Annotated in this window: 20 protein-coding genes and 1 pseudogene; 16 read left to right on the top strand and 5 right to left on the bottom strand. The window is 70.4% G+C overall.

What is annotated here, in order from left to right; all coding sequences use genetic code 11:
* Window positions 1–29: 29 nt before the first annotated feature.
* The 3 genes from ABFX81_RS24005 to ABFX81_RS23995 form a co-directional block, all read right to left on the bottom strand.
* Window positions 30–1,664 (bottom strand): penicillin-binding transpeptidase domain-containing protein, encoded by a 1,635-nt coding sequence (locus ABFX81_RS24005; RefSeq protein ID WP_346138635.1) that lies wholly within the window; start codon window positions 1,662–1,664, stop codon window positions 30–32.
* A 160-nt stretch (window positions 1,665–1,824) separates the two neighbouring features.
* Window positions 1,825–2,013, bottom strand: a complete 189-nt coding sequence (locus tag ABFX81_RS24000; protein WP_086853913.1) for a hypothetical protein — start codon at window positions 2,011–2,013, stop codon at window positions 1,825–1,827.
* Between the two features lie 52 nt (window positions 2,014–2,065).
* Window positions 2,066–3,811 carry a phospholipid carrier-dependent glycosyltransferase gene (locus ABFX81_RS23995; protein WP_086853911.1) on the bottom strand — a complete coding sequence of 582 codons (1,746 nt, stop codon included), beginning with the start codon at window positions 3,809–3,811 and terminating at the stop codon, window positions 2,066–2,068.
* 86 nt (window positions 3,812–3,897) lie between these two features.
* Between ABFX81_RS23995 and rsmI the strand changes: the two genes are divergently transcribed.
* The 15 genes from rsmI to ABFX81_RS23920 all read left to right on the top strand — a co-directional run bounded on the left by rsmI (window position 3,898) and on the right by ABFX81_RS23920 (window position 25,866).
* Window positions 3,898–4,746 (top strand): 16S rRNA (cytidine(1402)-2'-O)-methyltransferase, encoded by an 849-nt coding sequence (gene rsmI, locus ABFX81_RS23990; protein ID WP_346138633.1) that lies wholly within the window; start codon window positions 3,898–3,900, stop codon window positions 4,744–4,746.
* A 266-nt stretch (window positions 4,747–5,012) separates the two neighbouring features.
* A complete protein-coding gene (locus ABFX81_RS23985; RefSeq protein ID WP_086854160.1) occupies window positions 5,013–5,423 on the top strand; it encodes a hypothetical protein in 411 nt (136 codons plus the stop codon).
* A 78-nt stretch (window positions 5,424–5,501) separates the two neighbouring features.
* Complete coding sequence (locus ABFX81_RS23980) at window positions 5,502–6,383, top strand: TatD family hydrolase (RefSeq protein ID WP_086854159.1); 882 nt, start codon at window positions 5,502–5,504, stop codon at window positions 6,381–6,383.
* A gap of 124 nt (window positions 6,384–6,507) precedes the next feature.
* Window positions 6,508–7,977, top strand: a complete 1,470-nt coding sequence (locus ABFX81_RS23975; protein WP_086854158.1) for a ubiquitin-like domain-containing protein — start codon at window positions 6,508–6,510, stop codon at window positions 7,975–7,977.
* Between the two features lie 55 nt (window positions 7,978–8,032).
* Complete coding sequence (rsmA, locus tag ABFX81_RS23970; protein ID WP_086855483.1) at window positions 8,033–8,920, top strand: 16S rRNA (adenine(1518)-N(6)/adenine(1519)-N(6))-dimethyltransferase RsmA; 888 nt, start codon at window positions 8,033–8,035, stop codon at window positions 8,918–8,920.
* Complete coding sequence (locus ABFX81_RS23965; RefSeq protein WP_346138632.1) at window positions 8,917–9,816, top strand: 4-(cytidine 5'-diphospho)-2-C-methyl-D-erythritol kinase; 900 nt, start codon at window positions 8,917–8,919, stop codon at window positions 9,814–9,816. The genes rsmA and ABFX81_RS23965 overlap by 4 nt, the downstream gene beginning before the upstream one ends.
* A gap of 1,429 nt (window positions 9,817–11,245) precedes the next feature.
* Window positions 11,246–13,054: an ABC-F family ATP-binding cassette domain-containing protein gene (locus ABFX81_RS23960; RefSeq protein ID WP_346138631.1), complete on the top strand. Its 1,809-nt coding sequence runs from the start codon at window positions 11,246–11,248 to the stop codon at window positions 13,052–13,054.
* Between the two features lie 191 nt (window positions 13,055–13,245).
* Window positions 13,246–15,009, top strand: a complete 1,764-nt coding sequence (locus ABFX81_RS23955; RefSeq protein WP_346138630.1) for an outer membrane protein assembly factor BamB family protein — start codon at window positions 13,246–13,248, stop codon at window positions 15,007–15,009.
* 64 nt (window positions 15,010–15,073) lie between these two features.
* Window positions 15,074–17,038 (top strand): outer membrane protein assembly factor BamB family protein, encoded by a 1,965-nt coding sequence (locus tag ABFX81_RS23950; protein WP_346138629.1) that lies wholly within the window; start codon window positions 15,074–15,076, stop codon window positions 17,036–17,038.
* Between the two features lie 240 nt (window positions 17,039–17,278).
* A complete protein-coding gene (locus tag ABFX81_RS23945) occupies window positions 17,279–17,971 on the top strand; it encodes a helix-turn-helix transcriptional regulator (RefSeq protein ID WP_346138628.1) in 693 nt (230 codons plus the stop codon).
* 446 nt (window positions 17,972–18,417) lie between these two features.
* Entirely contained in the window at window positions 18,418–23,352 is a 4,935-nt protein-coding gene (locus ABFX81_RS23940) for an RICIN domain-containing protein (protein WP_086841419.1), read from the top strand.
* 2 nt (window positions 23,353–23,354) lie between these two features.
* The gene (locus tag ABFX81_RS23935) at window positions 23,355–24,020 is read left to right on the top strand and encodes a hypothetical protein (protein ID WP_086841417.1); all 666 of its coding nucleotides are present in this window, start codon (window positions 23,355–23,357) and stop codon (window positions 24,018–24,020) included.
* 292 nt (window positions 24,021–24,312) lie between these two features.
* Entirely contained in the window at window positions 24,313–24,735 is a 423-nt protein-coding gene (locus ABFX81_RS23930; RefSeq protein WP_086841416.1) for a hypothetical protein, read from the top strand.
* A 7-nt stretch (window positions 24,736–24,742) separates the two neighbouring features.
* Window positions 24,743–25,156, top strand: coding sequence for a hypothetical protein (locus ABFX81_RS23925; protein ID WP_086841414.1), 414 nt, complete (start codon window positions 24,743–24,745; stop codon window positions 25,154–25,156).
* A gap of 56 nt (window positions 25,157–25,212) precedes the next feature.
* Window positions 25,213–25,866, top strand: coding sequence for an SMI1/KNR4 family protein (locus tag ABFX81_RS23920; protein WP_086841412.1), 654 nt, complete (start codon window positions 25,213–25,215; stop codon window positions 25,864–25,866).
* Here ABFX81_RS23920 and ABFX81_RS23915 read toward each other — a convergent pair.
* A pseudogene (locus tag ABFX81_RS23915) lies at window positions 25,865–25,972 on the bottom strand (IS5/IS1182 family transposase); the annotation flags it as partial. The gene ABFX81_RS23920 and the pseudogene ABFX81_RS23915 sit on opposite strands and share 2 nt — an antisense overlap.
* A 63-nt stretch (window positions 25,973–26,035) precedes the next feature.
* On the opposite strand from ABFX81_RS23915, the gene ABFX81_RS23910 reads away from it, so the two are divergent.
* Window positions 26,036–26,605, top strand: coding sequence for an ATP-binding protein (locus ABFX81_RS23910; protein WP_346138626.1), 570 nt, complete (start codon window positions 26,036–26,038; stop codon window positions 26,603–26,605).
* Window positions 26,606–26,663: 58 nt separating this feature from the next.
* On the opposite strand, the gene ABFX81_RS23905 is transcribed toward ABFX81_RS23910, so the two are convergent.
* Window positions 26,664–26,978 carry a hypothetical protein gene (locus ABFX81_RS23905; RefSeq protein WP_086841411.1) on the bottom strand — a complete coding sequence of 105 codons (315 nt, stop codon included), beginning with the start codon at window positions 26,976–26,978 and terminating at the stop codon, window positions 26,664–26,666.
* Between the last annotated feature and the right edge of the window lie 17 nt (window positions 26,979–26,995).

The following is a 26,995-nucleotide window of genomic DNA, read 5'->3' as shown; positions in this document are numbered from 1 at the left end:
CCCTAGAGTCCCGTCCGGCGGAGGTGAGATCAGCCACCTGTTCGTAGCACGGCTGCGACAATCGGCCCGGCCGCGTCGCCGCCGTGGCCGCCCTGCTCGGTCATGGCCGCCGCCGCGATGTCGTCGCGGAACCCGGTGAACCAGCTGTTGGACTTGGCGTTCCCGTCGACCTCGGCGGAACCGGTCTTGGCGCCGATGTCGCCGCCGAGCCCGGCCATGGCCTCCTGGGCGGTGCCCTGGATGGCGGTGAGCCGCATCATCTGCTTCAGCTGGGCGGCGGTGCTCGCCTTCAGGCCCTGGGCCCGGGCGAACTGACGGTCGTCCAGCTTCGGCGAGACGAGATAGGGCTGGCGGAAGGTGCCGGTGATCGCGGTCGCGGTCACCGAGGCCATGTTCAGCGGGCTCATCTGCACCTGGCCCTGCCCGATGGCACCGGCCGCCCGGTCCGGGCCGCTGACTTCGGGGACGCTGCCGTCGAAGGAGACGATGCCGGTCTTCCAGTTGTCCTGCCCCAGGCCGAAGCGCTGCTCGGCCTCCTGGGTCAGCGAGGCGTCCGTGAGCGGCTTCTCGTCGATGAGCTTGATGAAGGCGGTGTTGCAGGACCGCATGAAGCTGTTGGCGAGGGTGGCGCTCTCGTCGGGCCGCATGTCGGTGATGTTCTCGAACCTCTGGCCCTGCCACACGGCGTCGGCCGGGCAGGGTGCCGGACCGTTCATCGAGGTCACGCCGTTGTCGATGAGCATCGCGGCGGTGATGATCTTCATCGTGGAGCCGGGTGCGGCCTCGCCCTCGAAGGCCGCGTTGAAGCCGTCCGTACGGTTGTTCGCCACAGCCAGCACCTCGCCGGTGCTCGGCTTGACGGCCACCACCGACGACTGGGCGAACCGCTTGACCGCCTTCTCGGCCGCCGACTGCGCGCTCGGGCTGATCGTGGTGACGAGCTTGCCGGGCTTGCCCTCGGCGAGGGTGAGCAGCGGGGTGTCGGGAGCGCTCCCGCCGGTGTGCCGGACGACCAGTTCGACGCCGGGCGAACCGCCGGACTTCTCGCCGTATGTGTCGCGCAGGGCGTCCAGGACCGGGCCGAGGGAGGGGTACTTCTCCTTCGTCAGCACGGAGCCGTCGCGGCCGACCGCCTCGATGGGCGGGCTGGCCGACCGCTCCGTGACGAGCGTGTCGTCCTTCTTCAGCTCGGGGTGCACGACGGACGGCTGCCAGTCGATCAGCGGCCGTCCGGTGGTGAGCCCGCGCACCACCTTCAGCTTGCCGCTGTAGCTCAGCGGCTTGGACTTCCCGTCGTAGGCCACCTTGGCCTTCACCGTGTACGGCACGGTGGTGCCGCTCGCCGCGCCGGGCGTGATCTTCACGCCGGTGATGTGCGCGTCGTCCCCGAAGGCGGTCAGCAGCTGCTCGGCGGCCGCGTCGTTGTTCGTGTACGACGCCGCCGTGGCGGCATCGCCCTTCTCCCAGGCGCCGAAGAACTTGGCCGTGGTCTCCTTGACCTCGTCCTCGTCGGGCGGCCCCGACTCCTTCTCCGCGGCCACCCCGCTCGTGCCGCCCCCGTCCCCGTTCAGCGCGCTCATGATGTTGTAGGCCCCGTACCCGGCCCCGCCCACCATCACCGTGAACACGCCGCCTATGACAGCGGCCTTGACCCCCTTGCCCATTGGGCGGTCCCCTCCCCCTCGAGCTTCACGCGCTCCTTTGAACGCGTTCAGAACGCTCGATCCGGGAGCACTCTAAGCGCAGAGGGTGACGACAGGGACGGTTGTTTCGATTTTTGACCGAACACGCACCACGCCCGGACAGCGTGCCGGGATTATTCGGCTAGTCGTCCCCGCCGCTCTGCCGTGAGCGGGAGCTCCCGTCCGCGCTACGGGCCAGTTCGCTGCCGAGCAGCGTCGCCTTGGCCACCCCACGTGCCCAGCGCGGGGCGTCGCCCCGGGCCGCCCAGAAGACGCAGACGCAGCCGCCGATGACGAGCAGCACGACGACCGACAGCATGAGCACGAGCATGCTCGACCCCCCGTTTCGTGTGATGAGCCGCACCATCCTCGCAGCTGACCGGCTAGACCCAGGTGTCCAGCCACATCCGCGCCCGCCAGTCGTCGATCGGGATGGCCTGGCCCGTGTACAGCGGCCAGAAGTAGATGAAGTTCCACACGATCAGCAGGACGAGTACGCCCGCGCCCGTGGCGCCCACGACACGGCGGGTGTCCGTGGAGCGGGGCGGGCCGATGATCGCGCCGAGGAGCATGGCCACCGCCAAGCACAGGAACGGCAGGAAGACGATGGCGTAGAAGAAGAAGATCGTGCGCTCCTGGTACATGAACCAGGGCAGGTAGCCGGCCGCGATGGCGCAGGCGATGGCACCCGCGCGCCAGTCGCGGCGGAACAGCCAGCGCCACAGGACGTAGAGGACCGCGAAGCAGGCGACCCACCACAGCAGCGGCGTGCCGAGGGCCAGGACCTCTCGGGCGCACTTCTCGCCGGCGTCCGCGGGGCAGCCGTTCCGGCCGGGCGCGGGGGACTCGTAGAAGTACGACACCGGGCGGCCCAGGACCAGCCAGCTCCACGGGTTGGACTGGTAGGTGTGCGGCGAGGACAGGCCGACGTGGAACTCGTACACCTGGTGCTCGTAGTGCCACAGGCTGCGCAGCCAGTCGGGCAGGAAGGTCCAGCTGCCGCCCTTGCCGTCGGTCGCGGCCCAGTTGCGGAAGTAGCCGCCTTTGCCGTCGGTGGCGGAGAGGATCCAGCCGGTCCAGGACAGCACGTAGGTGACGATCGCGACGGGGACCGTGGCGACGAACGCCAGGCCCGTGTCGCGCCGGAACACCGCCGAGTACGGGTGCCGGGCGCCGGCGACCCTGCGCGTGCCGACGTCCCACAGGACCGCCATCAGGCAGAACGCGGCCAGGATGTAGAGGCCGTTCCACTTCGTGGCGAAGGCCAGGCCCAGCATCACGCCCGCCGCCCAGCGCCAGGGGCGCCACCCCAGGCGGGCCGTCTCGGCGACGTGCCGGTCGGGGCGGACCCGCCCGTCGGCGTCCACCGGGAGCGCCGCGGCGAGTTTTTCGCGGGCCTTGTCCCGGTCGACGAGCAGACAGCCGAACGCGGCCAGCACGAAGAACATCAGCACGCCGTCGAGCAGCGCCGTGCGGCTCATCACGAAGTGCAGGCCGTCCACCGCCATCAGCGCGCCCGCCAGGCACCCCAGGAACGTCGAGCGGAACAGCCGGCGGCCGATCCGGCACAGCAGCAGCACGGACAGCGTGCCGAGCAGCGCCGTCATGAACCGCCAGCCGAACGGGTCGAAACCGAACAGCAGCTCGCCGAGCCCGATGACGTACTTGCCGACCGGAGGGTGCACGACGTACGCCGCGTCCGTCGGGATGGTGACGTGCCCGCCGGACGAGAGGACCAGGTCGTTGGCGTTCTTGTCCCAGTTGACTTCAAAACCGCGGTGGACGAGCGCCCACGCGTCCTTGGCGTAGTACGTCTCGTCGAATATCACCGCCTTGGGATTGCCCAGGTTCCAGAACCGCAGCACGCCCGCCAGCAGGGTGACGAGCAGCGGGCCGATCCAGCCCGACCAGCGCACCAGCCGACCCGCGAGCGTGTGCGGGATGCCGAGCGCGGCCCACAGGCGGGGGCCGGGCTCGGTGTACGGCGGCACCAGCCGGTCACGGACGTCACCGGCGTCGCTTCGTGGGCGCTGGTAGCCGAAGCGGCGCAGCCGCTGCTGCCAGGGCGGCCGCTGCTCGTGCGGCGCCTGGCCCTGCCGGGTGTCCGTGGAGGACGCGGTACTGGTCACCGCGCCATCGTAGGGAACCGTGCTGTGTGAGTCCCGTGCATGGCCGGTATGCGTCCCCCTCCTCGGCCCCTGGGAGGATGGAGGGCGTGACCGGAACCCTCGTACTCGCAGGCACCCCCATCGGCGACATCGCGGACGCCCCGCCCCGGCTCGCCGAGGAACTGGCCGGAGCCGATGTCGTCGCCGCCGAGGACACGCGGCGGCTGCGGCGGCTGACCCAGGCGCTCGGCGTCACACCCAAGGGGCGGGTGGTGTCGTACTTCGAGGGCAACGAGTCCGCGCGGACGCCGGAGCTGGTGGAAGAGCTGGTGGGCGGGGCGCGGGTGCTGCTCGTCACGGACGCGGGGATGCCGTCGGTGTCCGACCCCGGCTACCGGCTGGTCGCCGCCGCCGTGGAGCGGGACGTGCGGGTCACCGCCGTGCCCGGGCCGTCCGCCGTGCTCACCGCGCTCGCGCTGTCGGGTCTGCCCGTCGACCGGTTCTGCTTCGAGGGGTTCCTGCCGCGCAAGGCCGGGGAGCGGCTGGGGCGGCTGCGTGAGGTGGCCGGGGAGCGGCGCACGCTCGTCTACTTCGAGGCCCCGCACCGGCTCGACGACACGCTCGCGGCGATGGCCGAGGTGTTCGGGGCGGAGCGGCGGGCCGCGGTGTGCCGGGAGCTGACCAAGACGTACGAGGAAGTACGGCGCGGGGGGCTGGGCGAGCTGGCCGCCTGGGCCGCGGAGGGTGTGCGCGGGGAGATCACCGTGGTGGTGGAGGGGGCGCCGGAGCGAGGTCCCGACGACGTCACGGCGGAGGAGCTGGTGCGGCGGGTCCGGGTGCGGGAGGAGGCCGGGGAGCGGCGCAAGGAGGCGATCGCCGCGGTGGCTCAGGAGGCCGGGGTGCCGAAGCGGCAGGTTTTCGACGCGGTGGTCGCCGCGAAGAACGCCGCGGGGTAGCCGGGTCGGGGTGGGGCCTCGGGTGCTTCGCGGGGTGCGGGTCGTGTGTGGTTGATCACGCCCACGCGGCGGAGCCGCACATCGATACGGTCCCGCGCCCCTTCGGGGCGCATCCCATGGGTGGGCAAAGGCGACGGGCGCTGAGGCAAGGAACCCCCCAAAACGGCGCCAACAGTCGACAGTTCTGCTGCCTTCGGTCCGGCCGGGGAGTCCACTGGGTCGCGGGGACGGAATCGTCCTCACGCCACAGCGGAACAGGAGCTGGCATGAGTGAGATCGCAGGGCAGACCGGGCTCCGCGCCGGTGCGAACGCCGTCGTCAACGAGTCGTACTCCTTCGCCTGCATGCGCTGCGGGTACGGCTGGGAGCAGTCCTACGAGATAGAGCACCACACGGACGCCGCGGGACACGAGGTCGTCTTCTACGTGGCGGACGGCAAGGTCGTGCCCTCCCCGCTGAGCAAGCCCACGTGCCAGAACTGCGACGGGCACGTCGTACGGATCATGCGGCCCGGGCGGGTCGAGTCGGCGCGCAACGCGGAGCACCGGCATCACCGCGTGCCGCCGCTCGCCGGGCCCGTGGAGGCGCCCGTGCCGGAGGGCGCTGACGAGAAGCCCGAGCACCACCACTGGCAGCTGTCCGACCTGTTGCACCCCTTCCAGCGCAAGGCGAGCTGACCCGTCCGGCTCCCCTTGTCGGCGCCCTCCCCGGTCCTCCCCCATCGGGGAGGGCGTGCCCCTTCGTAGGATCGGGGCATGCCTTCGAACGACTCCGGCAAGAACGCCGCGCCCCCGCTCCCGGAACCCCTCCGGGTGCCGGTCGCCGACTCCCACACCCATCTGGACATGCAGTCCGGCACCGTCGAGGAGGCGCTGGCGAAGGCGGCGTCGGTGGGAGTGACGACCGTCGTGCAGGTCGGCTGCGACCTGGCGGGCTCCCGCTGGGCGGCCGAGACGGCGGCCGCGTACGACGCCGTCCACGCGACGGTCGCCCTGCATCCGAACGAGGCCCCGCGCATCGTGCACGGCGACCCCGACGGCTGGTCGAGGCAGGGCGCGCGCGAGCCGGGCGGCCAGGCCGCTTTGGACGACGCCCTCGCCGAGATCGACCGGCTGGCCGGGCTGGAGCAGGTCAAGGGCGTCGGGGAGACGGGCCTCGACTACTTCCGCACCGGGCCCGAGGGCAAAGACGCGCAGGAGAGGTCCTTCCGCGCCCACATCGAGATCGCCAAGCGGCACGGCAAGGCCCTGGTCATCCACGACCGCGACGCCCACGCCGACGTCCTGCGCGTGCTGAAGGAGGAGGGCGCCCCCGAGCGCACCGTCTTCCACTGCTACTCCGGCGACGCCGAGATGGCGGAGATCTGCGCGAGCGCGGGCTACTTCATGTCCTTCGCCGGCAACGTCACCTTCAAGAACGCCCAGAACCTGCGGGACGCGGTGGCGGTGGCCCCGCCGGAGCTTCTGCTGGTGGAGACGGATGCGCCCTTCCTCACGCCGGTGCCCTACCGCGGCCGGCCCAACGCCCCGTACCTCGTGCCGATCACCGTGCGGGCCATGGCCGGGGTGCGCGGCGTCGACGAGGACACGCTGGCGACGGCTCTCGCGGACAACACGGCGCGCGCCTTCGGCTACTGACCCCAGCCGCGCCGCACGACTGTGCGTAGTCGCGTCGCTTTGGAGAGTGACGAACGCTCCGCTAGGTTCTGGGGGCCCGATCCGGACCCCTCTGGACCCCCTCCGGCCCCTGGAGCGTGTCGGCGTGAGCAACTCGCAGTACGAGACCTACAAGACGTACGAGACATCCGGGACGTACGAGACGTACGGCCCGCCCTACGCTGACCCGGTGTACGGCGGTTTCGACGCGCCGCCCGCCGAGCTGTACAGCGCCGAGACGCTCGGGTACGGACCGCCCGGGGCGCCCGTCGCCTACGAGGACACCTACCGGCCCGCCTACGAGGTGCCGCCCCTGCCCGGGGTGCCCCGGCAGGGCGTCCCGGACGACGGTGCGGCACCACCCGCGACCGGCGCGCGCACCACGCGCGTGGAAGCGCGCGCCGAAGCCCGCGCCGCGGCGCGCGCCGGTTCGCACCGGCGGTCCGCGCGCCGACGCAAGGCGCGGTACGCCGAGCGGCCGGGCGACGGCTCCATGCGGCGGCTGCTCCCGCAGGCCCTGGTCGTCGCCTTCCTGGCGGGCGGCACCACGGCGTTCGTCGCCAAGGACAAGGCGATCGAGCTGAACGTCGACGGCAAGGCGCGCACCCTGCACACCTTCGCCGACGACGTCACCGAGCTGCTGGCGGAGGAGGGCGTCGACGTCGGCGCCCACGACGTGGTGGCACCCGGACCCGGCACGGAGCTCACCAGCGGCGACGAGGTCGCCGTGCACTACGGCCGCCCCCTGCGGCTCACCCTCGACGGAGAGCGGAGCGAGGTGTGGACGACGGCACACACCGTGGAGGGGGCGCTGCGGCAACTGGGGGTGCGACAGGAGGGCGCGTACGTGTCCACGTCGCGCTCCCGGCGGATCGGGCGGGAAGGGCTCGCGCTGGACGTGCGGACCGAACGCGCGGTCACGATCATGGCGGACGGCCGTGCCCGCACCGTCCGCACCAACGCGGCGACCGTGCGGGAGGCCGTCGAGGAGGCCGGGATCACCCTGCGCGGCCAGGACACCACGTCGGTCCCGCAGGCGAGCTTCCCGCGCGACGGGCAGACCGTCACGGTGCTGCGCATCACCGGCGGCAAGGAGGTCCGCGAGGAGCCGATCCCCTTCCAGGTGCGGCGCACCGACGACCCGGCCCTGTTCCGCGGCACGGAGGTCGTCGAAGAGGCGGGCCGGCCCGGCCTGCGCCGGGTCACCTACTCCCTGCGCACCGTCAACGGCGTCAAGCAGAAGCCGCGCCGGATCCGGTCAGAGGTGGTACGCGAGCCCCGCCCGCAAGTGGTGAAGGTCGGCACGAAGCCGCGACCGACGTCCGTGCAGGGCGCCGACCACCTCGACTGGCAGGGCCTCGCGGCCTGCGAGTCCGGCGGCCGCCCCGACGCGGTCGACTCGTCGGGCACCTACGGCGGCCTCTACCAGTTCGACACCCAGACCTGGCAGGCCCTCGGCGGCAAGGGCCGCCCCCAGGACGCCCCGGCGGCGGAACAGACGTACCGCGCGAAGAAGCTGTATGTGCGGCGGGGGGCGAGCCCTTGGCCGCACTGCGGGGGCCGCTTGCGCGGGTAGGGGTGGACCGCAGGCGAAGAAACCCGCCCCCCGAACCCCCCGTACCCTTGTCCCCGTGACCAGCCCCGCCCCCGACGCCCTCCTCGGCCCCGCCGACGTCCGCGAGCTCGCGACAGCCCTCGGCGTACGCCCCACCAAGCAACGCGGCCAGAACTTCGTGATCGACGCGAACACCGTCCGCCGTATCGTCCGCACCGCACAGGTCCACCCCGACGACGTGGTCGTCGAGGTAGGGCCGGGCCTCGGGTCACTGACGCTCGCCCTGCTGGAGGTCGCCGACCGCGTCACGGCCGTCGAGATCGACGACGTGCTCGCCGCCGCGCTGCCCGCCACCATCACGGCCCGCATGCCCGGGCGCGCCGACCGGTTCGCCCTCGTCCACTCCGACGCGATGCACGTCACGGAGCTGCCCGGCCCCGCCCCGACCGCGCTGGTCGCCAACCTCCCGTACAACGTGGCCGTCCCGGTCCTGCTGCACATGCTCGAAGCCTTCCCGAGCATCGAACGCACCCTGGTCATGGTCCAGTCGGAGGTCGCCGACCGCCTCGCCGCCCCGCCCGGCTCGAAGGTGTACGGCGTCCCGTCGGTCAAGGCCAACTGGTACGCCGAGGTCAAGCGGGCCGGCGCCATCGGGCGGAACGTCTTCTGGCCCGCGCCCAACGTCGACAGCGGCCTGGTCTCCCTCGTCCGCCGGACCGAACCGCTGAAGACGACGGCCTCCAGGCGCGAGGTGTTCGCCGTCGTCGACGCCGCCTTCGCCCAGCGCCGCAAGACGCTGCGGGCCGCGCTCGCCGGCTGGGCCGGGTCCGCCGCCGCCGCGGAGGCGGCCCTCGTCGCCGCCGGGGTCTCACCGCAGGCGCGGGGCGAGTCGCTGACCGTGGAGGAGTTCGCGCGGATCGCCGAGCACAAGCAGAACCAGCCCCAGGAGGAGGAGTCCGCGTGAGCGTGACGGTCCGGGTCCCCGCCAAGGTCAACGTCCAGCTCGCGGTCGGCCCCGCCCGCCCCGACGGCTTCCACCCCCTGGCCAACGTCTTCCTCGCCGTCGGCCTCTACGACGAGGTCACCGTCACCCCGGCCGACGAGTTCCGCGTCACCTGCGAGGGCCCGGACGCCGCCCAGGTCCCCCTGGACCGTACGAACCTGGCCGCGCGGGCGGCCGAAGCGCTCGCCGAGCGGTACGGCCGGACGCCCGGCGTGCACATCCACATCGCCAAGGACATCCCCGTCGCCGGCGGCATGGCGGGCGGCAGCGCGGACGGCGCCGGCGCGCTGGTCGCCTGCGACGCGCTGTGGGGGACCGGCGCATCCCGGGATGAACTGCTCGACATCTGCGCCGAGTTGGGCAGCGACGTGCCGTTCAGCCTGGTCGGCGGGGCAGCCCTCGGCATCGGGCGGGGGGAGCAGCTGACGCCCCTGGAGGTCGGCGGCACCTTCCACTGGGTGTTCGCGATGGCCGGCCGCGGCCTGTCCACCCCGGCCGTGTTCCGGGAGTTCGACCGGCTCGGCGAGGGCACGGACATCCCCGAGCCCGTCGCCTCCCAGGAACTCCTCGCGGCCCTGGCGAAGGGCGACCCGGACGCGCTCGCCGCCGCCGTCTCCAACGACCTCCAGCCGGCCGCCCTCTCCCTGTTCCCGGAACTCGCCGGCACCCTGGCCACGGGCCGCGCCGCCGGCGCCCTCGCCGCCCTGGTCTCCGGTTCCGGCCCGACCACGGCGTTCCTCGTCCGCGGCCCGGAGTCGGCGGCCGCGGTGGCGCAGGCGCTGGTGGCGTCCGGCACGTGCCGGACCGTGCGGACGGCCGCCGGCCCGGCACCCGGGGCGACGGTCGCCGCGCGTTAACCCCGTGCGTCGGCCGGTTCCCGGCACTTAGGCTCCCCCGGCGGCCGAGTCTCTGATCGGCGCATGCAGAGGCGACCGGACGAACTCCCGCTCACCCATCGGACAGTTCATGGCGGCGTATCAAGGCTGCCACCTCCGAGCGGGCGAAGTACGTCGGTTGCGACGCAGGCGCCACGCGACGAGGGGCGTACCGATCGCCAAGCCCGCAAGAACCACAGTCAGGCCCCACATGCGTGGCAGCACTGGGTCATTGGACAGTACGAATGCGATGCTCACGAGGAACCCGGCAGAGACACCCAGTGCTGTTGGCCCCCCGCCGCCGTGGCGGGTCACTGAGTGCGCGAGGAAGACCAACAGCAACGGCGCGGTCATCATCGCTGCGAAATACCAGCCGGCCCCGTCTGGAACACCACAGCCGCCTCGACGCGATGGCCCGCAGCCACTGGTCACCGCTCCAGCCAACGCCCAACCAAGCATTCCGGCAAAAAGCAGCCCCAGCAGAAATCCCCACTTCCCCATGCGCGGGATGGTACGTGCAGGCCAGACCGAAGGTCAGCCCTGCGCCCTGACAAGCCCATGTGACGACACTTCCCAGGCGGCGCCGACCGGGACGAGCCGCTGGACCGAGCCCGCCACGGGACCCGGACCGGCGTGCAGGCCGAGCTGCGGTGCCGAACCGGCGCGACGGGGCCGGCCGAGCGGAACCGCGTCGAGGACCGGCACTGGTTCTGCCATTACGACCAGGTCACAGTGGGCGGCCTGACCGCACGGGACGGACACGCGGCAGTCCTGTCCCGCCTGGGGGCGGACTTCGGTATGCCCACGCTCTTCGGAGAACTGCTCGCGCGGGCGCTCGTACGGCCCGACCGGGACCACGCCGTCTGGTCCGAGGCCGTGTCCACGCCCGCCCGGCGGCTGGACGAGGACACCTGGACGGCGGCCGTGGCCCTGAGCCGCGCGGCCGACAAGGTACCTCGCCTCTTCGCAGCCGAGCTGCTGCTGGCCTGCCCCTGGGCGACGCCCTGGGGCACGCGCCGTTCGACGGCCGTGGGCAGGAGGTCTTCCCCCCTGGGCCGCCCGGAGAAGGACCTGGGGGTGCTGGCGGCGGTACTGAACGGGCTCACCGGGGAGGACGGCCCGGAGATCGGTGACGCGCTGGCGGCCCTCACCCATGACGCGTCCCAGGTGGTCCGCGCCCATGCAGTGCGGGGCCTGGCCGAACGCGACGACCCGCGCTGCGTGGAGGGCGACCGGCGGATCGGACCCGTCGACCCGGACGGCCCGTGGTACGACGACTGGGCGCCAGGGCGACGTGGCGGTCCGAGTGGCGCCGCCGGGAGGCCGCCGAGCACTCCTGAACACCCCGGCCGGAGCACCCCGCCGCCCGACTACCCTGGAGGGTCGATCCACCCCCCTCGTCAGGAGAGAAATGGCCGTCAACCTGGTCAATGTCGAGAACGTCAGCAAGGTGTACGGCACCCGCGCCCTGCTCGACGGCGTCTCCCTCGGCGTCTCCGAAGGGGAACGCATCGGCGTCGTCGGCCGCAACGGCGACGGGAAGACCACGCTGATCCGGATGCTCGCCAGGCTGGAGGAGGCCGACACCGGGCGCGTCACGCACTCCGGCGGTCTGCGCATCGGCGTGCTCACGCAGCACGACTCCCTCGACCCCGAGGCCACCGTCCGCCACGAGGTCATCGGCGACATGGCCGACCACGAGTGGGCGGGCGTCGCCAAGGTCAGGGACGTCCTGACCGGCCTGTTCGGCGGGCTCGACCTGCCGGGGTTCCCCAAGGGGCTCGACACCGTCATCGGCCCGCTGTCCGGCGGTGAGCGGCGCCGTATCGCGCTCGCCAAGCTGCTCATCGAGGAGCAGGACCTGCTCGTCCTCGACGAGCCCACCAACCACCTCGACGTCGAGGGCATCGCCTGGCTCGCCCGGCACCTCCAGAACCGCCGGTCCGCGCTCGTCTGCGTCACCCACGACCGCTGGTTCCTGGACCAGGTGTGCACACGCATGTGGGACGTCCAGCGCGGAGACGTCTACGAGTACGAGGGCGGCTACTCCGACTACGTCTTCGCCCGTGCCGAGCGCGAACGCATCGCCGCCACCGAGGAGGTCAAGCGGCAGAACCTCGTCCGCAAGGAGCTGGCCTGGCTGCGGCGCGGCGCGCCCGCCCGGACGTCCAAGCCGCGCTTCCGCGTCGAGGCCGCCAACGAGCTCATCAAGGACGTACCGCCGCCCCGGGACAGCAGCGAACTGATGCGGTTCGCGTCCACGCGGCTCGGCAAGTCCGTGTTCGACCTGGAGGACATCACCGTCCAGGCGGGCCCCAAGGTCCTCCTCAAGCACGTCACCTGGCAGCTCGGGCCGGGGGACCGGATCGGTCTCGTCGGCGTCAACGGCGCCGGGAAGACGTCACTGCTGCGGGCCATGGCCGAGGCGGCCCGGACCGACGGCGAGACCCAGCCGGTGGGCGGGCGCATCCGCGTCGGCAAGACCGTCAAGCTCGCCTACCTCTCGCAGGAGGTCGCCGAACTCGACCCGGCCACGCGCGTGCTGGAGGCCGTGCAGCAGGTGCGCGAGCGCGTCGACCTGGGCAAGGGGCGGGAGATGACCGCAGGGCAGTTGTGCGAGACGTTCGGCTTCACCAAGGAGAAGCAGTGGACGCCGGTCGGGGACCTGTCCGGCGGTGAGCGGCGGCGGCTCCAGCTGCTGCGGCTACTCATGGACGAGCCCAACGTCCTCTTCCTCGACGAGCCCACCAACGACCTCGACATCGAGACGCTGACGCAGCTGGAGGACGTGCTCGACGGCTGGCCCGGCTCGATGATCGTCATCTCCCACGACCGGTTCTTCATCGAGCGCACCACCGACCGGGTGTTCGCGCTGCTCGGCGACGGCGCCCTCCGGATGCTGCCGCGCGGCATCGACGAGTACCTGGAGCGGCGGCAGCGCATGGAGGAGGCCGCGGCCGCCTCGACGCCCGCCGCGGTGCCGCAGACCGCCGCCCCGGAGAAGAGCTCCGCCGACCAGCGCGCCGCCAAGAAGGAACTCCAGAAGATCGAGCGGCAGCTCGACAAGGTCTCCGAGAAGGAGACCAAGCTGCACGCGCAGATCGCCGAAAACGCCACGGACTTCTCGAAGGTGGCGGAACTGGACGCCGAGCTGCGCGAGTTGGCCGGTCAGCGCGAGGAGCTGGAGATGCGCTGGCTGGAACTCGCCGAGGACGCGTGAAGGGTGCGTGAAGGCGCATAACGACGGCATCACGGGCCGGTCCGCCCTTGGGAACAGGGGGTGAGACGGCCCGGTCGCTGTCGGAACCTGGTGATACAAAGAGTCGTCTTAGAACTTTATGAAGCGACTCTGAGCCCATTTCGTATCTCAGGGCGTGGCTAAAAATCAGTGATCGAACGGGGGAGCCGCTGATGACTCAGCCGCCCAGTCAGCCGCCGCACGGTGGCTTCGGAGCACCGCAGAACCAGCCGCCGCAGGGTGGTGGCTTCGGGGCACCGCAGACCCCGCCGCCGCCCCAGGGACCGCCCCAGACACCGCCGCCCCCGCAGGGGCCGCCGCAGCCTGGATACGGCTACCCCCAGCAGCCTCCGCAGCAGCCCGGGCCGTACGGGCAGCCGGGGCCGTACAACTCCGGCCCCTACGGCCAGCCGCAGCAGCCGGGCCCGTACGGCCAGCCCGGCTACGGCTACCCGCAGCAGCCGCAGTACCCCGGCGCGCCCGGCACCCCGCCCGGGGGCGGCTCGGGCAATCCCTTCAAGGGCAAGCCCGCCCTGATCATCGGCGCCGCGGTGGCCGCGCTGCTCGTGGTCGGCGGCACCATGTGGGCGGTCACCGGCGGCGACGACGGCAAGGGCAAGAAGAAGCCGGTCGCCCAGCCGACCGACGACGGCAAGCCCAACTCCTCCGCCCCGGTCAACCCCGGTGACGGCAGCGGCGACGGCGGCGAGGACCCGGAGAACCTCAACGAGGGCCGCCAGGCAGGCGAGGCGAAGGTCCTCTGGTACAAGGAGGCGCCCGACGCCCCCGGTTCCGGCGCCGACGCCCCCGGCATGTGGATCACCGACAAGGCGGCGGTGAAGGCGGCGTACAAGCAGCTCTTCGCCTACAACGTCGGTGACGGCAAGCCGACCTGGGACGCCATCACCTTCCCGCAGAAGATCTGCGCGACCACCCCGCAGAAGACGTCCGACGACAAGATCGTCGTCGCGTACATGAGCGGCAGCAGCGACCGCGCCAAGTGCAACCAGCTCCAGGAGATCGACCTCAACACGGGGGAGAAGGGCTGGAAGCAGGAGGTCGGCGACGGCGCCCTGTTCGACTCCACGCTCTCCGTCGAACTGTCCGTCACCGGCAAGACGCTGATGGTGGGCCGCTCCCAGTCCGGCACGGCCTACGACGTCACCAACGGCGACAAGCTCTTCGACAAGAAGAAGTACGGCAGCGCCTGCTTCCCGTCCGCGTTCGCCGGCGGCGAGAAGCTGATCGCCGTCTCCTCCTGCGGTGCGGGCACCGACAAGGAGCACGACGAGGTGCAGGAGCTCGACCCGAAGACCGGCAAGGCGAAGTGGACCCAGCCGTTCGACAAGGGCTGGCGGGTCGCGCGCACCTACTCGGTCAGCCCGCTGGTCGTCTACAGCACCAACAAGGACAAGAAGGCCTGGAACATCTCCACCTTCACCTCCGGCGGCAAGTTCCGCTCGCAGGTCGGCTTCGACGAGGACTTCGCCCCCGAGTGCGGCTGGGCCATCCTCGAACGCGACCTCCAGGGCTGCCAGGGCGTCGCCGTCGACGACACCACGCTCTACCTCCCGACGGAGGCGACCACCGGCGCCAACGAGATCGTCGCGGTCAACCTCGCCGACGGCAAGGAGAAGTGGCGGGTGAAGTCCCCGGCCGACGAGTCGATGCTGCCCATGAAGGTCGACGGCGGCAAGCTCATCGCCTATGTGCAGCCGTCGTACGACGCGGGCGGCCAGATCGTGTCCATCCCGACCGGCGGCAGCGACCACAAGCCGGTCAAGCTGCTCCAGAACCCGCAGGGCGCCGCGGACATCGAGAACGGCTTCTTCTCCAAGGACACCGACTGGGTCGACGGGCGCTTCTACATCTCGACCACGCGGCTGAGCGGAAACGACGACACGAAGGAGAAGTTGATGCTCGCCTACGGCAAGTGACTCTTCCCCCTTCGGATCCGCCTTCTTCTTCGTCGTCCGTCCCCTTCCCCGAGGTACTCACGCCATGACCCAGCCGCCTCCGCCGCCCCAGCAGCCCCCGCCCGGGGGAGGCTTCGGGCCGCCCCCGGACCAGCCCCCGCAGGGCCCGCCCGCGGGTGGGCCGAACCTCGACAAGGCCTCGCAGCCGGGATACGGCTATCCGCAGGCCCCGCAGGCCCCGCAGGCCCCGCAGGCCCCGCAGGCCCCGCAGGCCCCGCAGGCCCCGCAGGCCCCGCAGACGCCTCCGCCCGCGGCCCCGCAGACGCCGCCCCCGCCGCCCGCGCAGCAGCCGCAGCCCGGGTACGGCTATCCGCAGGGGGCTCCGCAGGCGCCCCAGCCGCCGCAGGCTCCGCAGGTTCCGCCCGGCTACGGCTATCCCGGTCAGCAGCCGGGGGCGTACGGGCAGCCGCCGCAGCCGCCGTACGGGCAGCCGGGCCAGCCAGGGCAGCCGGGCCAGCCCGGGTACGGGCAGCCCGGTTACGCCTATCCGCAGCCGACCATGCCGCTCCAGCCGCAGCCCGGACAGCCGGGCGGGGGCGGGAAGTTCAACGCGCAGCTGGCCATCATCGTCGCCGCGGTCGTGGCGATCGCCCTGATCGTCGGCGGCGGCGTCTGGTACTCCACGTCCAAGGACGACGGCAAGAAGGACGACACCGCGAGCTCCGGCGGCGGCACCGGCGGCACGGACGACGGGAAGGGCGGCAACGGCGGCACCACCTCCGGTGGCAAGGAGAAGGCCCCGGCGGACCCGAGCGCCAAGGTCCTCTTCCAGGTCCCGATGCCCGAGGTGAAGAACGACAGCACGGTCGTCGTCTCCGGGTCGTGGCTCACCGACAAGACGTACGCCAAGAGCGGGATCGCCGAGATCGTCGGCTACGACCGCGACAAGGGCGGCGAGCAGTGGACGATCCCGCTGGCCGGCCCGGTCTGCCAGGCGAGCCGTCACGTCACCGACGACAACATGACGGCGGTCCTCTACCAGCCGGCGATGCCGACCAAGGCCGACCCGTCGCACGGGTGCAGTCAGATCGCCCTGATCGACCTCGACGCCGGCAAGAAGCTGTGGACCAAGACCCTCAAGACCGGTGACCAGCTGATCAGTTTCGACAACGTCACGATCAGCGGCGACACCGTCGCCGTCGGCAGCACCAGCGGCGGCGGCGCCTTCGACGTCTCCGGCAAGCTCCTGTGGAGCCCGAAGCCGACCGACTCCTGCTACGACGCCGGGTACGGCGGCGGCGAGAAGCTGGTCGCGGTGCGCAAGTGCGGCACGTACGGGCAGCGGCAGCTGCACATCCAGACCATCGACCCGAAATCCGGGAAGGTGATCTCGGAGTACAAGATGACCCAGGGCATCGAGTACGCGAGTGTCGTGTCGACCAACCCGCTCGTCGTGGCCGCCGACGTCGGCGACTCCGCGGGCGACGGCAGCGGCATCTCCGACTTCTTCTCCATCGACAACAAGACCGGCAAGCTGCGCACGCGCATCTCCGCGCCGGGCGAGCAGTTCGCGGCCCGCTGCGAGGGGGTCACCCGCATCGAGTACTGCAACCAGCTGGCCGTCGGCAACGACCGGCTGTACCTGCCGACCGAGGAGCACGACGGCAGCGGCGAGTACAGCCAGACCAACGAGATCGTCGCCTTCGACCTCTCCACCGGCAAGCAGACCGGGCAGCGGGCCGACGCGGGCGACGGCTACACGATCTCGCCGCTGCGCATGGACGGCGGCAGCCTGATCGCGTACAAGCGGCCGCCCTACGACAAGGGCGGTCAGATCGTGAGCATCGACGGGGGCAGCTTCAAGCAGACGAAGCTGCTGGAGAACCCGGCGACGGACTCGGTGCGCGACGTGGAGGCCGGCATGTCGCCGGAGTACTCCGAGCTGCTGTACGGCGACGGGCACCTGTTCATGTCCAAGGTGTACGCCAGCAAGCGGAGCGGCAGCACGAGCGAGAAGGAGTACCTGGCGGTCGGCTTCGGTACGAGCTGATCGATCGATGGCCACTTGGTGATCGACTCGGTGCCGGTACGGTCCCGTCCCTGCTCAGGGGCGGGACCGTTCGCGTTTGGCTCAGTCAACCTCGAATGAGAGGAATTTCGGCGATCCGGGGCGATTCTCGCGGGTAGGGGGAGCGCAACGTCGAACAAGCGTGTAGCTTCCGGGGGCATGAAGGCGGGGGAGCCGGGGGGCTTCCATCTGGGGGGACCGGGGTGACTGGGGGGTTGCTCGATGGGAGTGCGGCTGATGGTGGTCGACGACCACCGACTGCTGGCCGAGGCACTGGCCTCGGCGTTGAAGCTGCGGGGGCACCGGGTGCTGGCCGCGGCGGCACCGGCCGCGGGGGCGGCGGAGCTGGTGATCACGCGGGCGCCCGAGGTGTGCCTGCTGGGGACGGCCACGCCGGCGGAGCCGGGGATCTTCGACCCGGTGGTGCGGATCAAGCGGGAGCGCCCGCAGGTGGCGGTCCTGGTCCTGGGCCCGGTGCCCAACCCGCGCGGCATCGCGGCCGCCTTCGCCGCGGGGGCGTCCGGGTACGTACGTCACGACGAGCGCATAGAGGGTGTCGAGCGGGCGATCATGAAGGCCCGGGCGGGCGAGGCGGCGGTGGCGCCCCAACTGCTGCAAGCCGCGTTCAGCGAGCTGCTCAACCCGGCGGCCCAACCGGACGACGAGGGCCAGCGGTTGCTGTCGATGCTCACGCCCCGGGAGGTCGAGGTCCTGGTCCGCGTCGCCGACGGCGAGGACACGCGGCTGATCGCGGCGGGCATGGGCATCGCCCCGTCGACGGCGCGCACGCACGTCCAGCGGGTGCTGATGAAACTGGGCGTCGGTTCCCGCCTGGAGGCGGCGGCGCTGGCGGCTCGGACGGGGTTGCTGGACCGGGCGGGCCCGGTGGCCCGGGACCCGGGGCCGGAGGCCTGACCAGCCGTATCGAACGGTATGGCATGGGTGGGTTCCGGTCGATCTCAGCCCTCCGAGGCACTCGACTCAACAGGGTGTTCACAAGATGCGCACAGTAAACCCACAGGTGCCACGGGGACTTGTGCTCGCCGGGCGAGTGAAGTCCCATGGCTCCTTTCGCGCCACCCTGCTCCGACCTCCAAGAAATGCCCTGGTCGATTCGAACCCTTGTACCTAAAGTGATCGTCGCGCCCGGCGGAGCTGACCAATCCGCCACAGCGCGCGTCAACCGGCGACCGGGGGGACACCGTCGCCGCGGGGAGGGGCACACCGTCATGCCGGGACACCGGCTCTTCACGCATCTCCTCCGCTCCTCCTGACGGGCACCCCTGGCAGCCTTCCTTTGTTACGAGGGGGATGCTTCCTTGCGCCCAAGACCAGGGCCCTTCCTGCCCAGGACCCGTTTCATGTCCAGACCGGGCAGACCCCGGTTCCTGACCTCTGCCGTCACATCCGCGGCGGCCGTGGCCGTACTGGCCGGCGTGGCCGTCCAGCCCGACGTGCTGGATCGGCTCACCGGCACGGAGGCGGCTGCCCCGGCGAGTGACTCGTCCGACTGGTCCGACGACACGGCGGCCGAGCAGCTCCGGCAGGACCAGTGCCTGATGGCGGATGTGCTCCGCCTGGGCGGGCCGTCCATGGCCGCGACCGCGCAGGACGGACTCAACCAGCCGCCGGACAAGCTGCACGCGCTGGCCAACCCGGAGCACTGGGAGGACACCCCGCTGGCTTTGGCGTACGAGCGGGACAAGGACGCGGCCTGGAAGGAGCTCGACGCCCTCAACAGTCGGCTCGGGGAGTGGGGCAAGCCACTCGACGGGCTGGAGCAACCGGGCGGCTTCGACTCGTTGGCCGACTGGCGAGACCCGCCCGGCTCGACCGGCAGCGAGGAGGACGACTTCTATACGCAGACGGGACTGACCTCTTGGGTCGCCGACAGGTTCTGGAAGCGCGAAGGTGACTTCTACGAGGACCCCACCCCCAAGGCCGACGCGAAGACCATGAAGGCCGTCACCGATCTGGGGACCCCCCTCTACGGCGACAAGCCCTACGATCCCGATCTGCCTCCTGGTGAGTGGCAGAGGCAGTACGAGGAACAACGGGCTTTTGAAGGGCTGTTCGACACCTTCAACGGCAAGGGCGCCGATGACGCCCGCCTGTTCCTGTCCTCCGGCGGGTTTCCCCGCACCGCCCCCGAGCCGGGTACAGCGGAACACCGGATCGCGGTCGAGGACCTGAAGACCAGGTACGCGTCGTGCGCCTGGCGGGATCCGATCGACCCGAACAAGGTCCTGGACGGCATGGCCGACACGGCCGCTACGGAGTGGCAGCGGGAAATCAGCTCGCAGGCGGTCCAGCGCAACCAGATCCTGAAGTCCAGCAAGGACGCCACCAAGGCCCTCGCCAGTGGTGCGAAGGCGTTGGGGAACCTGCTGGGGCACTCGTGGGTCGCCGACCGTCTGGTCCGTTGGCAGGACTACTGGGCTCCCGGCGGTGCGGGCTGGATCGGCGACTCCCCGGCTGTCATCCAGGTCGAGGCGGCCAAGGGCAAGTGCCTGGACGCGCAGGGCGGCAATACGACCTCCGGCACCCCGGTGCAGATCTACACCTGCAACAACGCCTCGGGGCAGCAGTGGCGGCTGCGTGAGGCTTCCGGCGACAGCTACAACCTCGTCAACGTCAAGGCCGACAAGTGTCTGGACGTCGAGAACAGCAATCCTGACAACGGCACGAAGATCCAGATCTGGTCGTGCAACGGCAGCAAGGCGCAGCAGTGGAAGTTCGACATCCGCGCTGCCGGCGAGTTGCGCAACGTCGCCACGGACAAGTGCCTGGACCTGAACAAGTTCGAGAACAGCCACGACTCCTGGCTGTGGGGGTGCAACGGCACGAACCCGCAGAAGTTCCGGATCGTCCCCAAGGGTCACAACGGCACGGACAGCCAGTTCTACCCGGACAAGGCGCAGTTCGACCAGGCCAAGAAGAACATCGCGGCGGCACAGACTCAGGCGAAGAAGCAACTCGACGCCCTCAAGGATCAGCTGGCCGCAGTGCGGATGTCCGCTACCGCCAGTGACATGGCCCAGAAGGCCGCGTACGCCATCGCCGACGAGGCCGGTGCCCCCCGTGGCCGTGGTCTGCTGGTCGGCCAGCAGAAGGCCCAGGTCACCAGCGGCGCGGCAGCGGCGCTCGAAGCGATGGTGAAGGCCGGTACGACCGCCGAGGCCGCCACCCGCGCCTCCGCCGGTGACAGTGCGACCATCGCGCAGCGCGCCCTGGCCCAGGCGGCCCAGTCGAAGGCGGAGTTCCGCAAGGCCGCCGCAGCGATGGCCGAGTCCCAGGCGAAGGCCGCGGCCGACGCCGCGAAGCTGCACCGCGACAACGCCAAGAAGGACAAGGAGACCGCGGAGGCCAAGCTCGCCGAGGCGCTCAAGGCTGAGGGAGACGCCAAGGCGGCCGCCGCCGAGGCCCACGCCAAGCGCCTGGCCGCCGAGGCCGAGGAGAAGACGGCCGAGGCGGAGAAGAAGACGGCCGCTGCCAAGCAGGCCGAGGCCGCCCGGCACAAGAAGAACGCCGAGGCGGAGGCGACGAACGCCAAGGACGCCAAGGACAAGGCCGAAGCGGCCGAGGGCACGGCGGTCGAGAAGAAGAACGACGCGGTCAAGGCCCGTGACAACGCCAAGGCCAAGCGGGACGACGCATGGGAAGCCGAGCAGAAGGCCGACGCCGCCCGCGCCAAGTCCGACGCCAAGGCCGCTTACGCCGACTCCCTGGAGGCCGGCGAAGCAGCCGACGCCGCCCGCACCGCGGCCAACGCGGCGGACCAGCACGCCGACGACGCCGAGGCAGCCGCCACGAGGGCCCGTTCCGAAGCGGACGCGGCGACGAAGGCAGCAGCGGACGCCGATGCGGCAGCCACGCGCGCGGAGGCGGCGGCCAAGCGCTCCCGCGCGCACGCGGACGACGCCCAGGCCGCGAAGCTGAAGTCCGACGCCGCGGTGAAGACCGCGACGAGCGCCGCGGCCGACGCCATCAAGGCATCCCAGCACGCCTCCGCCGAGGCCAAGACGGCCGTCGAGATGGCCGACGAGGCGGAGAAACAGGCCAAGACCGCCAAGGCGCACGCGGACACGGCGAGCAAGGAAGCGGGGAAGGCCCTGGCCGCCTCCGCCAAGGCCGCGGGCTTCGCCCACGTCACCGCCCAGGCCGCCGTGGACGCCGGCAACGCCGCCGCCCAGGTCGCCAAGCCCGCCAACGACGCCATCCAGCTCGGCTCCCCGTACGTCGACACCGACTCGGCCGCCGGCCTGGTGGTGCTCACCGGCCAGGCGTCCAAGACGATCGCCGAACAGCAGAAGGCCGTCGCCGACGCCCACGCCAAGAACGCGGCGGCAGAGGCCTCAGCCGCCAAGAACCTCGCCGACCAAGCGCAGGGCGACGCCAAGGCCGCCTACCAGCACGCGGCCAACGCCGCCGGACACGCCTCGACCGCCCGCACCTACGCCAAGGAGGCCCTCGGCTACGCGGCCGACGCCGCCAAGGCCGCGTCCAAGGCCACGGCGTCACTGGCCCGCACCGTCGAGTACAACCGCCAGGCCACCGAGGACGCCGAAGCCGCCGACAAGGCAGCCGGCCGCGCCGAGAACCACGCCAAGGACGCCCGCGACTCCGCCGACCAGGCAGCCCTCGACGCCGAAGCCGCCCGCACCGCCGCCTCGGAGGCCGAAGAGGCCGCCAAGGAGGCCCGCGCAGCGGCCAACCGCGCCGACGCTGCGGCGACCGAGGCCGAAGAAGCGGCCAAGGACGCGGAGAAGTACGCCAAGGAAGCCCAGGAAGCAGCGACACGAGCCGAACAGAAGGAAGCCAACAAGCAGGTCTCCACGGGCGCCGGAACTGGTATCGGGGGCGTGTTCTACGTCGTCAACGAGGACAGCGTGGAGGTCACTGACGCCAAGCAGCAGAACCCATGCGTCATCGAGATCGGTTTCGAAGGCTGCACCGTCACGTTCCTGGTGACGTTCAACGCCACGGTGGACTTCTTCCTGTGCACCAACCCCGAGGTGCCCTCCACCGCCTCCGGCTGCCCCGCCTCGGACATGGTGCTGTTGGACACGCGGCCTTTCAAAGGCCTGAAGAAGGAGGTCACTCAGTCGTTCAGCAAGCTGGATCTCATCCAGCAGACCGTCGTCTACAAGATCCTCAAAGCCGTCCTGGTCCAGGATTTCGTCGATTGCTGGCACGGCAGCGTGAGTGGCTGCGCCTGGGCCGCGAGTAACTTCGTCCCCGGCAAGGCGTTCGGCAAGGTCGCCGAGGCGATCCGAGCACTGGATGCCGCGATGCAAACCGGAGTCGGAGTCAGCGATGCGTACAAGGCGCTGAAGGCCCTGGATCTGGACCCGGCATCCCTCGCCAAGATCGAGAGCATGGTCAACGGCTACGAGGACGTGGTCACCGCCTGCAGGGTCAACAGCTTTCCCGGTGACACGCGGGTGCTCATGGCAGACGGCTCGCGGAAGGCGATCCGCGACGTACGCGTCGGCGACCTTGTACTCGCGGCGGATCCGGAATCCGGTCGGTCGGCCGCTCAGCCAGTGACCGACACGTTCCGGCACGACACCCGTCGCCTGGTGGACATCACCGTGGCCGACGGGATGCTGACCAGCACGGCGGGTCATCTCTTCCACGTCGAGGGGCGTGGCTGGACCGTGGTCTCCGACCTGCGCCTGGGCGACCGGCTGCGCACACCTGAGGGCGAACTCCGGACGATCACCGACATCCGGGACCGGTCCGGTCTCGCTCCCCGCGAGGTATACGACCTGACGGTCGACAGGTTGCACACTTTCTACGTCGGCACCGCAGGGACGCGTCCCCAGGACGTCCTCGCCCATAACTGCACGAACATCGTGGCCGACGAGGGGCTCGAGGAAGCCCACACACTGAGGGAACACGTACGCCCCAACGACAATGCGATGGCACAGAAGGCGGAGAAGTCGAAGAACGGCATCGCGACGCGGTGGACCAGCGAGGCGATCGCCGCTGAGGCCGTCGACAAGGCCATGACGGAGTGGATCAAGCAGGCCGGCAAGGCGAAGGAGTTGGACGACTGGAAAATCCAACAGGCCCAGCGAATCGGCAAGAAGATCGGCTTCGTGCCGGACCGGGACCTGAAGACGATCAAGTGGACGATCCGGGACATGGGCCCCTCACTCGGAAAGAAGTGGGTGAGGAACGGCCCGCAGGGAGTGGCTGCCGGCACGACAGTGATCATCAAGCTGAAATACGTGGGCAAGCAGCACAAGCCCAGCAAATACGTCGTCTACACCGCCTACCTGGAAAGCTGACCATGACGGAAGAGATGGGGTTGTCCTGGGTGGCCGCACAGTGCGACGACCTGGAGAACCTCCCCGTGGAGGAACTCGACTGCCTCGCCGAGCGTGGGCCGGTCGAAGCCATGCTCCGTGTCGCGGAGAGGTCGGTGACGGCGCTGCCTCATCCGGCGGCGGTACGGCTGGGGCAGGATGTACGGTGTCTGCTGGAGTCCTCGCTGCCTGACGCGACGATCCGTACGGTGTGGCTAGGTGCGACGGACCATGTCTTCGACCCGGCCAAGGACGGCATCAGCGCCCGCACCTGGCTGCGGAAGATGGAACAGGCATGGCTCAAAGCCGAGCACCGCAACGACCCTGCGTTCGTCTCCATTACGGCCGCTCCGAAGACGGACGACCGACTACGGCGGGACGTTCTCCAAGCCATCGGGCGCGTCTCGGGTGACCTGACGGGCACCGTCGTGAACCGGATCTATCCGCTCCCATTGCCGGGTCTCGTCCCGGCCTTGGAGCAGGTAACTGTCCGGGCTTGCGCGGACCTCGGGTACCGACTGGTCCTGTGCGCTCTCAAGGCGAACTACGTGGCTGTCGACACAGAGACTCTCGACATGTTCGTCGCGCTCGGAAACCGGTTCGACCACCCTCGGGCCCTGGTGACAGAGGGCCTCAATCACCGGGCATGACCGCTGCGTGGCGGATGGGTGCGTGCCGCCCTCCCGCCACGTAACGGGCTGCTGAATGAGGCCGCCGGAGCGGAGAGGGAGCCACCCCTCTCCGCTCCACCCCGTCCCTCAAACCTTCGCCTGACAGGCCGCTTCATTCGCATGAGCCTTCCTTCACTGAGGACACCACCAGTGAGGCGGGCATGGGACTTCGCGAGGATCGGTCATGCCTTGGGTCATCCAGTACGGCAAATCTGGTCCCTCACCTGACACAGAGTGTCGGCCTGCATGCCCTCACACTAACGAGAGGCCCATGTCTGAACCCGTCTTCGACATGCACCCAACAGCCACACCGGAGGTCATCGCTGAACGCCAAGCGCTAGCCGAGCGGGTATGCCGGGAACTGCGTCGAGCTGGTCTTCCTGTACACCGCGGTGACCTCAGCGGCGGTCCGCACGGCCGACCCGGCGCGGACGTGCATGTGGCGCCGTTCATCGAAGGCGGGGTGTACGTCGACTGGAGCGTGGACGCGGAGCTGGGGGATGAAGCTCTCGATCTCTTCGCGCAAGGAATCGACTACTCGAATCCGCCGCCGATCGTCAGTCACCACAACACGGTGCTTCAGCACATACAAGCCGCCCTCTTTGGAATTCTCACCTCGGCGGGATTCGAAGTCGAAGAACCAGACCGACACGGGCACGGGAGCATGGTCCACGTAAAGGGCCTCCGGACCTGACCCCCGCATGCCAGGCCCTGCCGAAGCCAAGATCTACCGGCTTCGGCAGGGCCTGCCGGGTGTGTCCGTACCACAGCGCCGGCTCCGCTTCCGCCCCGAGGGAAACATCCTTCACCACGTATCCCAAACCGCCGAGTTCTGGATCCGGGCATCCGACGGCAGCGAAGCCGAGATCTCCGCCGACGAAACCGGCATCTTGGTGGAGCGCCCGGACGCTGGCGGCGTATTCGCCATCGTCGCTGAACTTGTCGCCAAGCTGGAAGCTGTGATCATCGACCCGAGTACCGGCAGGGCCGTGTGCCGTACTGAGGAGCGAGCGCAACTTCCCGCAAGCCTGCAGGAGGAGGCAATCGTCATCGATATGACGGGCGATGCCCTTGAGGCCGCCCTCTCAGGGGCGACTTACCGGGCGCCGCGGTGACGGCCGCCGCCCCGTGAGCTCGCACCGAATCGCCCGGCGCCGCGCCCCCTCCGGTCATGAGACGGCTGCTACACCTAGAGGCTGGCCGCTGCCGAGCACGCCACGGGCCCGGCGCCGATGGGCCCGGGGAGGATCGGTCAGGACAAGTCTCTGAACCTCCGCCACATACCGGAAGAAAAGGCAAAGGACTTCGAGTAATGACAACGAGCGCAATCGAAGCGAGCGAGCAGGTGATTCGGCTGGTGCGGGAGAACGAAGGCTTCGCGAACCATGCCGATGGCTGCACCCCGGCGATGATTGAGAGAGCCGAGCGAGAGCTGGGGCTCGCTTTCCCGCCGTCTTACCTGCGCCTACTCGAAGAGTTCGGCACATGGGAAATAGGCGCCAAAGAGTTCCTCGGCGTCTATCAGACGCCAGCCAGAAGGGATGCCCTTCTGGGCACGGTCGCCGACACGTTGGGCGACCGCGTAGCGTTGGGACTGCCGCACCATCTAATGGTGATCATGCATGATGACGTGTGGGATGTGGTCGTCCTCGACACTTCACTGCCGGACAAGAACAGAGAATTTCCGGTGTATGCATGGAATCCAGGGGTCCTTGACGGTGGGTTAATGGAGAAGGTTGCGGACGATTTTGGATCCTTCGCACTCGCGGAGTGCCGACAAGCTCTAAAAACGGCTGACGCGATGAGCCGAGCTGTCGATGGGTGACGAGGTAGCAGGCGAGTTCAAGGAATGCTTCGTGAAGGTCGGCCCGCCGTCCCCAGCAAATGCGCAGGCGTCGACAGTCATGGAGCCAGGCGAAGGTCCGCTCGATTGAGTTGAGAGGCTCCCGTTCGTCGTCCCGCCCGAGGATCACGAAGTGCCGGGCGCCAGCGGCGTGTGTACCCGCGCTGAACGGCAGGACCTGGACGTCGCCAGGTCGCGAGGCGCTCGACTGGGGGCGGACGGACCCGACCTGGCCGACGGAGTGCTCGCGGTGCCGGCGTCCTCGGGGGAGATCCGCGACGTACTGACGTACCGCTCGCCCCGACTCCGGGCTCACGGCCTGCTCACCCTCCCCGGCCACGACCTCGCCTCCGCGCCCGCCGCCCGGCGCCACATGCGAGACGCGGCGCGGGCATGGGGCCTGCCCCAGGGCGCGGCGGACGACCTGGAGTCGATCACCGGCGAACTCGTCGCGAACGCCCTGGAGCACGGCGACGGCCACACGGTCACCGTCGCCTGGGCCATCGACGCCGAGACGGTCAGGATCAGCGTGACCGACGAGGGCGGCTGCCCTGCGGACCCCCTCACCGCGCCACCCCGCGTCCCGAGCCCGGAGAAGGAACGAGGTCGCGGCTTGTTGCTCACCGACGCCCTCGCCGCCCGCTGGGGCACCCGGCATGGTGGCGACAGCCTGACCGTCTGGGCCGAGGTTTACCTCGGTACGTCCGGCAGTAGCGCCTGACCGTCGCTCTCACCCCGGCACAGACAGAAGCCCCCGTCGTGCAACCGGGCGCCCGCCGTCACTCCCTCGTTTCATCCCCCGCCCCAACATCCGGCGGCGGCGGAGCCACAGGCCTCAACTTCAGCCACACCAGGAAGAACACCCCCAGCGCGAGCATCCCCACCCCGGTCCACAGGTTGATGTTGACGCCCTCCGCCTTGTCGATGTCGGCGTCGGACGCGGTGAAGCCCGCGATCGTGACGATGACCCCGTAGACCACGAACAGCCCACCGATGATCCGCCGGATGTCGAACAACCGCGCAGCCGTCGCCGACTTGCCCTGCAGCTCGGTGACTTCCCGCTGCACGTCCTTCTCTGAGTAGAACTCGGACATCTTTCGATCCTCCCTCG

The organism is Streptomyces coeruleofuscus (genome assembly GCF_039532725.1).
Taxonomy (GTDB): Bacteria; Actinomycetota; Actinomycetes; order Streptomycetales; family Streptomycetaceae; genus Streptomyces; species Streptomyces coeruleofuscus.
This window is presented reverse-complemented; position numbering and strand designations above follow the sequence as displayed.